Origin of the sequence: Streptomyces sp. NPDC087270 (genome assembly GCF_044744625.1) — a bacterium.
GTDB lineage: Bacteria > Actinomycetota > Actinomycetes > Streptomycetales > Streptomycetaceae > Actinacidiphila.
Genome location: NZ_JBIUYR010000017.1, coordinates 192,445 through 206,551, shown reverse-complemented (window position 1 = coordinate 206,551; position 14,107 = coordinate 192,445). Strand labels below are relative to the sequence as shown.

10 protein-coding genes are annotated in these 14,107 nt (G+C 73.0%); 4 read left to right on the top strand and 6 right to left on the bottom strand.

The window, feature by feature from the left end; all coding sequences use genetic code 11:
* Nucleotides 1-166 precede the first annotated feature (166 nt).
* Both ACIPAE_RS29860 and ACIPAE_RS29855 read right to left on the bottom strand, forming a co-directional pair.
* The gene (locus ACIPAE_RS29860) at nucleotides 167-835 is read right to left on the bottom strand and encodes a GntR family transcriptional regulator (RefSeq protein WP_402449354.1); all 669 of its coding nucleotides are present in this window, start codon (nucleotides 833-835) and stop codon (nucleotides 167-169) included.
* A 91-nt stretch (nucleotides 836-926) separates the two neighbouring features.
* A complete protein-coding gene (locus tag ACIPAE_RS29855) occupies nucleotides 927-1,877 on the bottom strand; it encodes a catechol 2,3-dioxygenase (RefSeq protein WP_402449352.1) in 951 nt (316 codons plus the stop codon).
* 403 nt (nucleotides 1,878-2,280) lie between these two features.
* On the opposite strand from ACIPAE_RS29855, the gene ACIPAE_RS29850 reads away from it, so the two are divergent.
* A complete protein-coding gene (locus ACIPAE_RS29850; protein ID WP_329372351.1) occupies nucleotides 2,281-3,894 on the top strand; it encodes an MFS transporter in 1,614 nt (537 codons plus the stop codon).
* Here the strand turns inward: ACIPAE_RS29850 and ACIPAE_RS29845 are convergent.
* Together ACIPAE_RS29845 and ACIPAE_RS29840 are read right to left on the bottom strand one after the other, a co-directional pair.
* Complete coding sequence (locus ACIPAE_RS29845) at nucleotides 3,891-4,757, bottom strand: alpha/beta hydrolase (protein WP_402449348.1); 867 nt, start codon at nucleotides 4,755-4,757, stop codon at nucleotides 3,891-3,893. The genes ACIPAE_RS29850 and ACIPAE_RS29845 overlap by 4 nt on opposite strands.
* Nucleotides 4,758-4,930: 173 nt before the next feature.
* The gene (locus tag ACIPAE_RS29840; protein WP_402449345.1) at nucleotides 4,931-7,120 is read right to left on the bottom strand and encodes a hypothetical protein; all 2,190 of its coding nucleotides are present in this window, start codon (nucleotides 7,118-7,120) and stop codon (nucleotides 4,931-4,933) included.
* 198 nt (nucleotides 7,121-7,318) lie between these two features.
* Here ACIPAE_RS29840 and ACIPAE_RS29835 point away from each other — a divergent pair, with 198 nt between their 5' ends.
* The 3 genes from ACIPAE_RS29835 to ACIPAE_RS29825 all read left to right on the top strand — a co-directional run bounded on the left by ACIPAE_RS29835 (nucleotide 7,319) and on the right by ACIPAE_RS29825 (nucleotide 12,821).
* Complete coding sequence (locus ACIPAE_RS29835; RefSeq protein WP_329372356.1) at nucleotides 7,319-8,344, top strand: LacI family DNA-binding transcriptional regulator; 1,026 nt, start codon at nucleotides 7,319-7,321, stop codon at nucleotides 8,342-8,344.
* A 146-nt stretch (nucleotides 8,345-8,490) separates the two neighbouring features.
* Nucleotides 8,491-11,673: a glycoside hydrolase family 2 TIM barrel-domain containing protein gene (locus ACIPAE_RS29830; protein ID WP_402449343.1), complete on the top strand. Its 3,183-nt coding sequence runs from the start codon at nucleotides 8,491-8,493 to the stop codon at nucleotides 11,671-11,673.
* A 137-nt stretch (nucleotides 11,674-11,810) separates the two neighbouring features.
* Nucleotides 11,811-12,821 carry a LacI family DNA-binding transcriptional regulator gene (locus ACIPAE_RS29825; protein WP_329372359.1) on the top strand — a complete coding sequence of 337 codons (1,011 nt, stop codon included), beginning with the start codon at nucleotides 11,811-11,813 and terminating at the stop codon, nucleotides 12,819-12,821.
* Between the two features lie 58 nt (nucleotides 12,822-12,879).
* Here the strand turns inward: ACIPAE_RS29825 and ACIPAE_RS29820 are convergent, their stop codons facing one another.
* Both ACIPAE_RS29820 and ACIPAE_RS29815 read right to left on the bottom strand, forming a co-directional pair.
* On the bottom strand, nucleotides 12,880-13,647 hold the full coding sequence (locus ACIPAE_RS29820) for a dienelactone hydrolase family protein (RefSeq protein WP_402449339.1): 768 nt from the start codon (nucleotides 13,645-13,647) through the stop codon (nucleotides 12,880-12,882).
* A gap of 170 nt (nucleotides 13,648-13,817) precedes the next feature.
* The gene (locus ACIPAE_RS29815; RefSeq protein ID WP_402449336.1) at nucleotides 13,818-14,036 is read right to left on the bottom strand and encodes a hypothetical protein; all 219 of its coding nucleotides are present in this window, start codon (nucleotides 14,034-14,036) and stop codon (nucleotides 13,818-13,820) included.
* Nucleotides 14,037-14,107 lie beyond the last annotated feature (71 nt).

The following is a 14,107-nucleotide window of genomic DNA, read 5'->3' as shown; positions in this document are numbered from 1 at the left end:
GTCGATCACTTGCTCGGACGCAGGGAGGGTGTGCCGCGGTTCGGGCCGGTGGCGATCTTCGTGCGTCCGGCTGCGTGCGTCCGGCGGGGCCGGCGGGGTGCGTTACGCCTGTCCGCCCGTCCGCTCTCGCGCCCCTCCGGGTGCGGGTGCCGATACGCGTGCGGGGTCAGCGGGGCTTCTCCAGCGCGGGCAGCGCTTCGATGACGGAGCGCAGATGGGCCCGCATCGCCGCCTCGGCGGCGTCCGGGTCGGCCGCGCACACCGCGTCGATGACGGCGAGGTGCTGGGGCAGCGAGACCTGCGGGCGGCCCGGGTGCATGGCCAGCCGGAACTGGCGGCGGACGTTCTGCCCGTGCAGGCGCTCCAGCACCGCGCAGGCGGTGTGCTGGCCGCTCATGGCCAGCACGCGGGCGTGCAGCCGGCGGTTGAGGTCGGAGTAGCCGAGCACGTCGCCGGAGGCCACCGCCGCCTTCATCCGCGCGCCGAGGTCGCGCAGCGCCTCGCGGTCGTCGTCGGTGACGCGCTCCGCGGCCTTGGCCGCGCACAGGCCCTCCAGGGCCATCCGCACCTCGGTGATCTCGACGGCCTCGTCGAGCGACACGGCGCGGACCCGGGCACCGCGGTTCTGGATGCGCTCGACCAGCCCCTCGGTGGCCAGTTGGGCGAGCGCGTTGCGCACGCTCGCCCGGCTGGCGCCGAACTGCTCGGACAGCTCGGCCTCCACGAGGCGCTGGTTGGGGGCGAAGTCCCCGGCGGTGACGGCCTCGCGGATCGCGTCGGCGACCTTCGACCCGGCCGGGTCCGCCGCTGCGGCCGTCCTCGCGGTCACAGCCATGACCGGTCCCCCGTTCCTCACATTGGTGACAATATTGTTTCCCGTATCGTAGCGGGTCCGGGTGCCGCCGGAGGTCGGGCGCCCGCGGTTGCTACGACTCCACCGGCGGGGTGCCGTGGGTGTGGAAGGACTCGATGGTCTTCAGCCCCCACGCCTGGCCCTTGGCCCGCTCCGCCTCGGTCCAGGTGATGGTCTTCCAGTCCGGGGCGAGCACCAGGCGGGCGACCGGGTTGCACAACTCCACCCGGTTGCCGCCGGGTTCGTAGACGTAGAGGAAGAACGTCTGCTGGATGGCGTGCTTGTGCGGGCCGGTCTCGATGAAGACGCCGTTGTCCAGGAAGATGTCCGCCGCGCGCAGGATGTCCTCGCGGGTGTCGGTGGCGAAGGCGATGTGGTGCAGCCGGCCGCGGCTGCCGGTCCGGTCGCGGGTGTAGACGACGTCGTAGGACTTGTTGGTGAAGGTCAGCCAGCGTCCGGCGATGATCCCGCTGTCGAGGCGGATCTGCTCGGTGGCGTGGGCGCCGAGCACGTCCTGCACGAACTCCGTGGCCCCTTCGACCTCGGCGGCGAGGAAGTTGACGTGGTCCAGCCGCCGCACCGACACCCCGCGGGCCGGGTACGCCTGGGCCTGGTTCTTCAGCGCGGGCGCTGACTCCGGGGGAGCCTGGTACCACTCGCTCTCCCAGTACACCTCCAGTTCGTGGCCGTCCGGGTCGCGGAAGACGTACGTCGGTCCGAGTCCGGGGTCGCCGTCGCGCCAGCCGATGCCGAGGCCGGCCGCCTCGATCGCCTTCACCCGGCGGTCGAGGGCTTCCGGTCCCGCGGCCCGCAGCCCGGTGCGGCGGATGCCGGAGGTGTGGTGGGCGGTGAGCTTCAGCGAGTGGTGCTCGTAGTCGTCCCAGGTGCGCAGGTAGACCGAGTCGCCCTCGGTGCCGTTCTCGGTCAGCCCCATCACCCGGGTGAAGAAGTCGAGGCTCTCCTCGGGCCGGGGGGTGAGCAGTTCGACGTGGGCGAGGTGGGCGATCTCGTGTGCGGGTGCCACGGTCGGGGTCCTTTGTTCGGGGGGTGTGACGGGGTCCTGGCGGACACGTCGCCTACGTCGCACGGGAGTCGGGGCGGCGCGGACGCGGAGGCGTTCAGCGGCGGCGCGGGGGAGGGCCGTGCCGCCGGAGAGTTTGCGTGCGGTGCGCACCCCTCGGGGCCGGCGCACACAGGTCGTGCACAGTTGCCTTCTCCACTCTTGGATCGTCGCCGCGGCCGGAGGATCGTTGCCAGGGGTTGGGACATCGCTGCCGCGCAGGGCGGGTTCGGCGCGACTCTAGGGGCGCCCCACAAAATCGTCAACAATCTCAGTCGCAACTCTTGCGCCAAAATCAGCGCGAGTTTACGGTCCGTTGACGCGGCGAACGCGCGGTCCGCCCCCACAGGAGTGAGTGAAGGACGCGATGACAACAGCGACAGGGCAACACGCCTCCGGTGACGCTGACGGCGACGCCGGCAGCGAGGGCGGCGGTGCCGGCACGGGCAGCGCACTGAGAACGGGAACGATCGTCGCGGCGCTCTTCGCCGTGTGCCTCGCCCAGATCGGCCTGGCCATGCCGGCCACCCTCAACGGCACCTTCCAGGAGGTCTTCGAGCCGAGCAGCTCCCAACTGACCTGGATCTCCGACTGCTCCCTGCTGCCGATCACGGTGCTCGAACTGACCTGCGGGGTGCTGGGCGACCTGTTCGGCCGCAAGCGGCTGCTGCTGGGCGGCGCCGCGATGCTCGCACTGGGCGAGGCGATATCGGCCGCCGCCCACGGCATCGGCGTGATGTGGACCGGCCAGATCATCGCGGGCATCGGCTGCGCGGCCCTGTTCCCCACCACGCTCGCCATGCTCGTGGCCGGCGAACGCACCCCCGCCCAGCGGGCGAAGATGATCGCGCTGTGGGCCGCGATCCTGTCCACCGGCAACTTCCTGGCCCCGCTGCTCGGCGGCATCACCGCCACCTACCTGCAATGGCGCTGGGCGTTCCTCATCGTCGTGGTGCTCGCGCTCGGCGACGCGGTGATCACCTACCTCGCCGCGCAGGACTCCCGCTCGCCCGCGGGCCGTTCACTCGACCCGCTCGGCCAGACCACGGTCGGACTCGGCCTGTGCGCGCTGCTGTTCGGCGTCATCCAGGGCGCCTCGGACGGCTGGGGCAGCGGCACGGTGGTCGGCGCGTTCGCGCTGTCCGCCGTGTGCCTCGCGGCGTTCGTCGTCGTCGAACTGCGGGTGCGCGACCCGCTGCTGCGCCTCGACCTGTTCCGCTCCCGCACCTTCGCGCTCGCCTCCGCCGTCACCGTGGTCGGCATGTTCGCCTTCCTCGGCACCGCCTACTCCATCAGCCTGCGGATGGGCCCGATCCAGGGCCAGAGCTCGATGCGCACCGCGGTGGCCTTCCTGCTGCTGAGCGGGCTGACCATCTTCCTGCTGCCGCTCACCCACCGGCTGATGGCCGTACTGGAGCCGCGCTGGGTGCTGGGCTTGGGCTTCCTGCTCATGGCGGTCGGCGACTTCCTCGCCGGACGGATGCCGATCACCGACAGCGCGCTGCCCTCCCTGATCGTGCCGATGGGCCTGGTCGGCGTCGGCTTCAGCTTCGCGGTCTCCGCGGTGACCGCGACCGCCGTCGAGACCGTGCCGCACGGCCTGGCCGGCATGGCCAGTGCCACCACCAGCATGCTGCGCGACTTCGGCTTCACCCTCGGCCCCGCGGTGATCGGCGCGGTGGCCACCGCGAACGCCGTCCACCACTTCAGCGGCTCGCTGGCCGCCTCCACGCTCGGCGCCGCCGACCAGGCCAAGGCCCACGGCATCCTCTCCTCGGGCGGCCCGGTCGCCGTGCTGCACGCCGACCCGCCGGCGTCCGGCCTCGCCTTCAAGGCACTCGGGCACGCCTACGCCCTCGGCTTCGAGGTCTGCGCCGTCGCCGCGCTGGCCTGCTGCCTGGTGACGGCGCTGCTGCTGCGCCCCGCGCGGCAACCGGACACCCCGCCGCTCGCCGCACCGGCGGCACCGGCGGCGCTCTAGCCGCGCGGGGACGTGTCGTCGGTTGCCCGGTCCGCGTGCTTCGCGCACCCCGCGGTCAGCCACCGCGCGGTCACCTCGATGGCCGCCGCCTCGTGCGCGGGGGTGTGGAAGCCGTGGTCCGCGCCCGGCAGGGCGTGGAACTGCCAGCCGGGGAGCGTCCCGGCGACCTGCCGGGCGATGTCGTAGGAGACGTAGCTGTCCCGGTCGCCGTGGACCACCAGCGCGGGCAGGCCGCCGGCGGCGTACGACTCGATCGGGCGGTGGCACGCCATCTCCGCGAACAGCACCCGGCCCAGCGAGAAGCGGCCACCCAGCGGCAACTCCCCGGTCTCGGCGAGGCTCTTCATCGGCCCGGGGCCGAAGTTCGCCAGGCCCCACGGCAGTTCGGGTGCGAGGAAGGTCCGCCGCAGGTCGAGGACCGGGTTCCACAGCGCCAGCCGGGCCAGTCGCGGGCCCAGCCACGGCATCGACAACCCGGTGGCGACGGCACCGAAGCTCGCCGCCACCACGGCGGTCGGACCCCCGAACTCCCGTGCCGCGTAAGCCGCGACCGCCTCCAGGTCGAGCATCTCCCCGGCGATCGTGACCCCTTGGGGGCTGCCGCCGCTGGCGCCGTGCCCGCGGAAGCTGAACCGTACGGCGGTCAGGCCCTCGCCGGCCAGCCGCTCCGCCAGCCGGACGAACGCCCCGCCCTCGTCCAGGTCCGCGGAGATGCCGTGCACCAGCAGCACCGTGCCCCGGGCACCGGACCGGCCGGACCCGTCGGGCGCATCGGACCCGTCGGACGCGGGGCGGTGCACGGCGGTGTCCAGTTCGATCCCGTCCGGTGCGACCACCCGCACCCGCTCCACGTCGTCCGTCACGGAACTCCCCGCCTCCTGGGCTCGGTTGCTTGTCTGCGGTGCGCCGCGCCGTACGACTTCCGCGCGCCGAGACCGTAAGGCGTCGGGCACGTCCCCCACCTCGGCGAGCCCCGCGTCCCGGAAGCGGCGCCGGCGCGGGCGGGCTTCCGGGACACGGGCGCGCGGCCCGCAGGCTACGGCGTCCAGCGGTAGAGCAGCACCTTGTTGTAGAGGTCGTCCTCGACCTGGACCAGGTAGTCGCCGTCGGAGCGCTTGGTCGCGGAGATGCCGTACGGCACGTCCACCCACCCCGACCGGTCGGGCGTGCCGATGATGGAGCCGGCCTGCCAGGTCCCCACCGGGCTGGCGTCGGACGCCTTCCACACCCACACCTGGCCGCGGGTCTCGATGCCGGCCGCGAAGATGTAGTCGCCCGCGAAGGCCAGGCTCACCATCGTCACCACGATGGTCGCGTCGGTGTCCCAGGGCAGCAGCAGGGTCCAGGTCGGCGTGGTGTTGCCGGTGCTCCACTTGTCGTAGCGCACCAGGACCTTGCCGCACTCCTTCCAGTGCGCGTTGTCGAACGGCTGGTCAGGGGTGTAACCGACCATGTACATCACGTCGGTGGCCACGTCGTAGTGCAGCCGGCGGACGACGCTGAACGGAGCCGGGAGCGCGATCGTCTCCATGCTCTCGTAGGTGTAGATCGGGTTCTTCTGGGCGTCGAAGCCCTGCAAGGGGTAGCGGCGCAGGTTGCGGTCGCCGCCCTCCCAGATGTCGCCGCGGTCGTCGACGTACCACACCCAGCAGTTGCTGGGGGAGCTGGTGCCGTCGCCCGGCTGGAGGAACTCCCCTGCCTCGAAAGCCCCGTTGCCGCTCAGGTCGCGCCAGATCCACTGGCCGGTCGCCGGCTGGTTCGGCGGCCAGGTCGGGTCGTCGCCGTTCCAGCGCGCCTTGAAGATGGCGCTGGAGGGCTTGGCGATCTCCCCGTCCATGCGGTAGATGAGCAGGTGCCCGCAGTACATGCCGGTGACGTACATGTACAAGGAGCCGTTCAGGCGCTTGAGGAACGGCGAGGTGGCGGAGTGGGTGTGGCCGGTCAGGAACAGCCGCGGGTCCTGGGGGTACTTGACGGAGTCCAGGGTGTAGCTGCGCCAGGTCGAGTCGCTGCCGGGCGCCTTGCCGTAGTCGACGCTGTAGTGGCACTGCTTGGTGTAGATCTCCACGCCGTCGGAGGCCGGGTCGAAGTCGGCGGCGTCCACGAACGCGCTGCCCTGCAACTGCCAGACCAGCGCACCGGCCGGCGAGAACTTCCGCAGCCAGACGCCGAATTCGAACATCGCCACGTAGACGTTGCCGGCCGAGTCGCCGCCGACGCCGACGATCCCGAAGAGCTTGTCCGGCGTGACCCGGCCGGGCGTGCCCGCGCCGATGCCGCCGGCCTGGCCGAGGCTGCGGGCCAGTGACGGCGTCCCGGACAGGTTGGTGTACGTGTGCACCTGGCGCAGCGGGCCGTTGTCGCCGACCAGCAGGTCCCCGTTGACGTCCACTGCCAGCGAGGTCGGTATCCAGTCGGCGGACGGTCCGCTGATCGTCCCGCCCAGCGCGGCACCGGCGTTGGAGAAGTGCAGGATCTGCGCCGGCTTGGTGGGGTCGACGTGCCAGAAGTGGCCGTCGTTGGTGTCGCGGGTGATGTTCGCGACCACCCAGATGTCCCCGTTGGCGGCGATCGTCACCGAGCCGGGCTGGTTGACGCTCCAGGAGTGCTGCACCGCGCCGGTGGCGGCGTCGAAGACCAGGACCTTGTTGTTGGTGCGGTCGGTGGCCACCACCTGCGTGTCGGAGGCCGCCGCCGCGGCCGGCGGGCTGCCGACGGCGTACGTCTGCGAGGTGACGGTGCCGTCCAGGCCGAACCGGGTCAGGCCGTTGCCCACGCTGAGGTACGCGTAGGAGCTGTTGACCGCCACCGCGTCGCCGTTCGCGCCGTGGCAGTTGCCGATGAGGTGGCCGTCCTTGTAGATGCCGGCGTAGTCCCCGCCCTCGTCCCAGAAGCTGACGGTGTAGACGGCGCCGTCGGCGGTGACGGCGATGTTGAAGACGAAGTCCTGCACCCACTCGGTGGCACCGGAGAAGGTGTTCCCGGTCCAGGAGGTGACGACGTTGGTGAGGGTGGTGTCCAGGGACGCGGCCGGCCGTGCCTTGGCCAGGCTGCCCTTGGCGGTGGTGGCCGTGGCGGCGGAGGCCGAGCCGCCGGCGGCGGCCGGGATCGCCAGGGCCGTGCCCGCGACGATCGCGGCGTTCCGTCCGTAGGTCAGCAGTTGACGGCGGCTGACGGCACCGGTGCGAGGCGCGGGTGGAGTCTGTGCGGGTTCCTGCTCGCTCATGAAAAGGGGTCCTTCGTCGTGGGGGCGGCACTGTGGGGCCGGCCGGGAGTCGATCGAGTGACCGTTCACTTGACGGGACGCCAAGCTAGGTCCCCCCGCATCCCGCGTCAATGGCTCGGACCTCTTCCGCTCGGACGCGTGCGCGCTTAGGATGCGTCACATTGTCAAGTGAACGGTCACTGAGAAACGAGGTCCCGCGTGTCCGACCGGCCGACCCTGCGGACCGTCGCGGCGGAGGCGGGCGTCTCCCACCAGACGGTGTCCCGGGTGATCAACGGCGACCCCACGGTCACCGAGACGATCCGCGACCGGGTGCACTCCGCGATGCGCGTGCTCGACTACCGGCCCAGCGCCGGGGCGCGCGCCCTCGCGAGCGGACGTACCGAGGTCGTCGGCGTGGTCCTCCCGCACAACCCCGGCTTCGCCTTCTCCAACGACCACCTCATCCGCCTGGTCCAGGGCGCGGACCAGGAACTCACCACGCGCGGCTACGGGTTGCTGCTGTCCACCCGCGAGGTGCCCGACGACCCGGCGTCGGCCTACCGGCGCTTCGTGCAGCGCCGCCAGGTCGACGGGCTGCTGGTGGAGGCCGGGGCCGGCGGCGAGTCGCTCAACGCCCTGCGCTCCGCCGGGTATCCGACGGTGGTGATCGGCTACACCGACGAGGACCTCACCTGCGTCCACCCCGACGACGAAGGCGGCGCCTACGCGGTGACCCAGCACCTGCTGGCCCTCGGCCACCGCCGGATCGCGGTGGTCGACGGCCCGCGGGAGAACGGCCTCGCGATGGCCGCGCGGCTGCGCGGGCTGCACCGCGCGTTCGCCGACGCACACCGCCCCGTCCCCGAAGACCTCATGGAGCAGGGCGACTTCACCGCCGGCTCCGGCTACGCCGCGGCGGAACGGCTGCTGGCCCGGGCCGACCCGCCCACCGCGATCTTCGCCTTCAACGACGGCATGGCGCTGGGCGCGCTGCGCCGGCTGCGCGAGGGCGGGCACGCCCTGCCCGGCGACGTGTCGGTGGCCGGGTTCGACGACACGGAGGCCGCGGACCTCGTCGACCCCTCGCTGACCAGCGTCAGCCTGCACAGCGTGGACGTGGGCCGGCGCGCCGCGCAGATCCTGCTCGACCTGCTCGACGGACGGCCCCCGGCGCAGCGCGAGAACGTCATGCCCAGCACTCTCAAGGTCCGCGCGTCCACGGCGCCGCCGGCCGCGGGCTGACCCCCCGTCGGACCTGACGGGACCCGACCCGACCCGACCCGTTCCGTCCGACGTGAACCGCAGATCCGTCCGACGTGACGCGATCCGACCAGATCCGACCTGACGCGACCCGAACCGCTCATCCCCCGGAAAGGACCGTCGTACCGATGGACCACGCCCAGAGCCGGACCCACCACCCGGACGGCTGCGCCTACGTCGAGGACGTCTCGCCCGGCAACGGCCGGCTGCGGCCCCGCGCCTCGTTCGACTCCGACGCGCCCGCGATCGACCTGGACGGCCGGTGGAGTTTCCGGCTCGCCGCCGGACTCCACGACCTCACGCCCGGGTTCGAGGACCCGTCCTTCGAGCCCGAGCCCGAGCCCGACGCCGCGTCCGCGTCCGACGCCGTGTCCGACCGGTCCGGCGCCGGCGGCTGGACCGGCATATCGGTGCCCTCGTGCTGGCAGATGGACGGCGTCCCCGGCCCCGGCCGCTTCGGCACCCCCGCCTACACCAACGTCACCTTCCCGATCCCGGTCGACCCGCCGCGGGTGCCCGACGAGAACCCGACCGGCGAGTACCGCAGGGAGTTCGAGGTCGCGGAGGGCTTCGGCGGCGCAGGAGCGGTGGTCCTGCGCTTCGAGGGCGTGGACTCCTGCTTCGCGGTCTGGCTCAACGGGCAGCCGCTCGGCGACGGCAAGGGCAGCCGGCTGCCGACCGAGTTCGACGTCACCGAGGTGCTGCGCCCCGGCCGCAACGTCCTGGCCCTCCGGGTCCACCAGTGGTCCGCCGCCACCTACCTGGAGGACCAGGACATGTGGTGGCTGTCGGGGATCTTCCGCTCGGTACGGCTGCTGGCCCGGCCGGCCGGCGGCATCGCCGACTTCTTCGTGCACGCCGACTACGACCACCGCACCGGCGCCGGCACCCTGCGGATCGACGTCGAGGGCGGCGCCCGCCTGAGCGTGCCCGAACTCGGCATCACCGGCGCCGACCCCGCCGGGCCGTACACCCTGCCGTCCGTCGAGCCCTGGAGCGCCGAGCAACCGCGCCTTTACGAAGGCGAGTTGGCGACGGCGACCGAACGGGTGCCGCTGCGCATCGGGTTCCGCCGGATCGCGGTCGAGGACGGCGTGCTGACCGCCAACGGCACCCCGCTGCTGCTCAGCGGGGTCAACCGGCACGAGTGGGACCCGGTCAGCGGCCGGACCCTGACCCGCGAGACGATGGTCGCCGACGTGCTGCTGATGAAGCGGCACAACATCAACGCCGTACGGACCAGCCACTATCCGCCGGAGTCGGCCTTCCTCGACCTCTGCGACGAGTACGGCCTGTGGGTGGTCGACGAGTGCGACCTGGAGACCCACGGCTTCTCCGAGAACGGCTGGCGGCGCAACCCCAGCGACGACCCGGCCTGGCGTCCCGCGCTGCTCGACCGCGCCGAGCGGATGGTCGAGCGGGACAAGAACCACCCCAGCGTGGTGATCTGGTCGCTCGGCAACGAGTCGGGCGTCGGCGCGAACCTCGTGGCGATGTCCGAGTGGATCAGGGGCCGCGACCCGGACCGGCTCATCCACTACGAGGGCGACTGGGACGACTGCGCCTTCACCGACCTGTACTCGGCGATGTACGCCGACTACCCGGTGGTGGCGGCGATCGGGGCGGGGCAGGAGCCGCGCACCGGCGACCCGGCCAACGACGCCCGGCGGCGCGCGATGCCGTTCCTGCTGTGCGAGTACGCCCACGCGATGGGCAACGGCCCCGGCGGACTGCGCCAGTACCAGGAGCTGTTCGAGCTGCACCCGCGGCTGGCCGGCGGCTTCGTGTGGGAGTGGATCGACCACGGCGTCGCCCAGCGCAGCCCCGAGGGCACCCTGTACCACGCCTACGGCGGGGACTTCGGCGAGCCGGTGCACGACGGCAACTTCGTCGCCGACGGCCTGCTCTTCCCCGACCGCACGCCCTCGCCCGGCCTGCTGGAGTACGCCAAGGTGATCGAGCCGGTCCGGATCACCGCCCGCGCGGACGGCGGCGGCATCGACGTACGCAACCTGCACCACACCCGCGACACCGGCTACCTGCGGTGGACCTGGCTGCTCGAAGTGGACGGCGAGCAGGCCGGGGAGGGGGAGTGGGAGGTGGCCGTGACCGGCCCCGGCGAGAGCGGCCGGGCGGACTGGCCGGAGGACCTGGTGAAGGCGCTCGACACGGCGGGACCGGGCGAGCGCTGGCTGACCGTGAGCGCGCAACTCGACGCGGACGAGCGGTGGGCCGCGGCCGGGCACACCGTCGCCTGGGCGCAGTTCGCCCCGGCCGGCTCTCCGGTCGCCGGCGACCCCCCGGCCGCCGGTGCGGCCCCGCGCACCGGGGAGCCCGGCGCACGCGCTCCGCGCACCTGGTCGCCGCGGCCCGCGGCGCCGCACCTCCCCGCGGCGCACGCGGACACGGCGGGCACCGCGGGCACGGCGGACACCGCGACGACGACGCCGGTGGTCCGGCGCCGGGGCGCCACCGTCACCCTGGGCGCCGGCGAGTTCGACGCCGTCACCGGTACCCTGATCCGCCTCGGCGACCTGGAACTCGACGGGCCCCGCGTCGACCTGTGGCGGGCCCCGATCGACAACGACCGCCGCTCGCCGCTGCTCGCGGCATGGCAGCGCGCCGGGCTGCACCGGCTGCGGCACAAGGTCCTGGGCATCGAGGCCGGCGACGCGACCCTGACGGTGCGCACCACGATCATCCCGGCCGGTCTGGACATGGCGCTGCTCGCCGACTACCACTGGAGCACCGCCCCCGGGAACCGGCTCGTGCTCACCGTCGACACCGCGCCGACCGCGCCCTGGCCGGTCCCGCTGCCCCGGCTCGGCGTCGCGTTGGGCCTGCCGGGCGCGCTCGACCGGGTGGACTGGTTCGGGCTCGGACCCGGCGAGTCCTACCGGGACAGCGAGGAGGCCGTCCGCGTGGGGCGGTACGCGAGCACCGTCGCCGGGTTGCAGACGCCGTACGTGTACCCGCAGGAGAACGGCAACCGGCGCCATGTGCGGTGGGCCCGGCTCACCGCGGGCGCGGGCGGCCAACCGGCCGTGCCGGGGCTGGAGATCACCGGCAGCCCCTGGTTCGACCTGACCGCGAAACCCTGGTCCACCGCGGAGTTGGCGGCCGCCGCGCACACCTCGGAGCTGCGGCCCGACGGCCGGACACACCTCAACCTGGACCTCGAACACCACGGACTCGGCAGCGCTTCGTGCGGTCCCGCGCTCCAGCCGCGGCACGAACTGGCCGCGCTCCCGGCCCGCTTCACGCTCGGCTTCGGACCGGTCGGGACGGAGGCGGGCGATGGCGTAGGGTGACACCCGCGATGTGGACGGATGTATGATCGGGCGGCGAGACAACGTTGGCCCATCTCTCGGCGCCACGTCGCCGAGGGGAACATCACGTGAGTACACCGAGCCCGAGCCCGAGTGCGGCCGCCCCGCGGCGACCGACGATGACCGATGTCGCCCGTGAGGCCGACGTCAGTCTCAAGACCGTCTCCCGCGTGGTCAACGGCGTGTCCACCGTCGATCCGGAGATGGCCGCACGGGTCCGGGCGGCGGTGGCGCGGCTCGGCTTCCGGCGCAACGGCATGGCCCGTGACCTGCGCACCCGCAGCACCTCCGCCACCGTCGGCCTGCTCATCGAGGACCTGGCCAACCCGTTCTACGCGGGCATCGCCGCCGCCGCGGCGCAGTGCGCCCTGGAGAACGACACCCTGCTGATCACCGCGAGTTCGGAGGAGGACGCCGACCGGGAGCGCAGGCTCCTGCTGCAGATGTGCGAGCGGCGCGTCGACGGGCTGCTGGTGGTACCCGCCGGCAGCACCGCCGACCACGTCTACCTGCGCTCCGAGATCGAGATGGGCACGCCCGCGGTGTTCCTGGACCGGCCGCCCACCAACGTGCGCGCGGACACGGTGCTCATCGACAACGCGGCGGGCGCGCGCTCCGCGATCGAGTACCTGACCGCCCAGGGGCACGAGCGGATCGGCGTCGTGTCGGACTGGCTGAGCATCCATCCGATGTCCGCGCGGCTGTCGGCCGCCGAGGCCGCGCTGGAGCGGGCCGGGGCGCCGTACCGGCCCGACCTGATCCGGTTCGGCCTGCACACCGTGCCGGACACCGAGGCCGCGGTCGAGGAGATGCTCACCGGGCCGCAGCCGCCGACCGCCCTGTTCGCGCTCAACAACCGCCTGACGCTGGGCGTGCTGGGCGCGCTGAACCGGCTCGGGCGGGAGGCCGCCGTGGTCGGCTTCGACGACTTCGAGACCGCGGGACTGATGGCCCACCCGCTGACCGTGGTGTCCTACGACGCCCGCGCGATGGGCCGGATCGGCGCGGAACTGCTCTTCCAGCGGATCGCGGGCGACACGTCGCGACCCAGGACCGTGGTCATCCCCACCACCCTGGTGGAGCACGGCGGGGCGCGCCGCCGCGCGCCCGGCACCCCGGCGGGGGAGTGACCCCCCGGCCGGGCCCGACGGACCGACCGGGGACGCACGCACCCCCATCCGGCCACCGTCAGCCGGTGGCTTCCCGGCCGGGGCCCCGGCCGCCGGCCAGGGCGCGGTCGAGGAGGGGTAGCAGCCGGTCCCAATGCCGTTGCAGCGCTGCCGGGTTGAAGGAGTCGGTGTCGGACATGGTGAAGCCGTGGACGGTGCCGGGGTAGATCTCCGAGGTGTAGGCGACACCCGCGGCGTCCAGGGCCTGGTTCAGCTCGCCGAGGGCCTCGGGCGTCAAGTCGCCCTCGGCGTGGCCGAGGTGGACCTGGGCGGTGAGCCCGGCGAGCCCGTCGGCGCTCACGGGGCCGTGGAACACGGCGACCGCGGCCACCTGGCCGGGGTGGGCCGCTGCGGTGCGCATCGCCAGCAGACCGCCGATGCAGTAGCCGGTCACGGCGACCGGTCCGGCGGCGACCTCGGGCTGGGCGGCGAGGAACCCGAGGTAGGCGTCGGCGTCGCTCAGGACACGCTCGGTGGTGTGCGCCTGGATCAGGGGCATCACCTGCGCGAAGACCGCGGGCCGGGCCTCTTCCCCGATGTACTCGGGCAGTTCGATCACCGGTGCCGGACCGTGCCGGTAGAAGTAGTTGGGGACGAGTACGTAGTACCCGTGCCCGGCCAGTTCGCGGGCCATCTCCCGGAGCACGGGCCGGATGCCGAAGCCGTCGGCGTACATCAGCACCCCGGGGTGCCGGTCGCCGCCGTCGGGGAAGGCGGCGAACGCGTCGGCCCGGCCGTCCGCGGTGGGAACCCGCACGGTCCTGGTCTGCACTGGTTGGGTGGGCATGACTTCTCCTGTCGTGGTGGACGTGTCGAGCGGTGGTCAGCACGACAGGAGGCGGAGCCCGCGCGGCGGCGCCGCATTCTCTTTCCCGCGGCGGGCCGGCGGCGGCCCGGACGGCGCTCAGAGGAGCGCCGGGGCATCAATCCGTGTGTGGCGCGAGGCCGTCCCGGTAGTCATCGCCGCACACCGTAGCCACCGGACAGGAGCGGTGCCAACCCCTCGGTCCGGTCCAGCCGGCTCACCCGGTCCACCCGGTCCACCGAGCGGTTCGCGAGAACGATCCCGGTCGGTCCGAGGGCTGCGGTATCGTGCTCGGCGCCGCCGAGTGATCGGCGCTGACCGCCGTCGGGTGATCGCCGCACAGGAGTGAAGGGGGTGTTGTCGATGGCCACCGTCTCCGGGTCCCGCATGCACGCGGGCGAGGAACACGCCGTCCAAGTCACCCCGCTCACCGGTTGATCCG

What these genes read in the sequence shown, in the direction of transcription:
- ACIPAE_RS29830 (WP_402449343.1), top strand. Translation starts at nt 8,491, where the DNA reads ATGGACCACGCCCAGAGCCGGACCCACCACCCGGACGGCTGCGCCTAC.
- ACIPAE_RS29850 (WP_329372351.1), top strand. Translation starts at nt 2,281, where the DNA reads ATGACAACAGCGACAGGGCAACACGCCTCCGGTGACGCTGACGGCGAC.
- ACIPAE_RS29825 (WP_329372359.1), top strand. Translation starts at nt 11,811, where the DNA reads ATGACCGATGTCGCCCGTGAGGCCGACGTCAGTCTCAAGACCGTCTCC.
- ACIPAE_RS29840 (WP_402449345.1), bottom strand. Translation starts at nt 7,120, where the DNA reads ATGAGCGAGCAGGAACCCGCACAGACTCCACCCGCGCCTCGCACCGGT.
- ACIPAE_RS29820 (WP_402449339.1), bottom strand. Translation starts at nt 13,647, where the DNA reads ATGCCCACCCAACCAGTGCAGACCAGGACCGTGCGGGTTCCCACCGCG.
- ACIPAE_RS29860 (WP_402449354.1), bottom strand. Translation starts at nt 835, where the DNA reads ATGGCTGTGACCGCGAGGACGGCCGCAGCGGCGGACCCGGCCGGGTCG.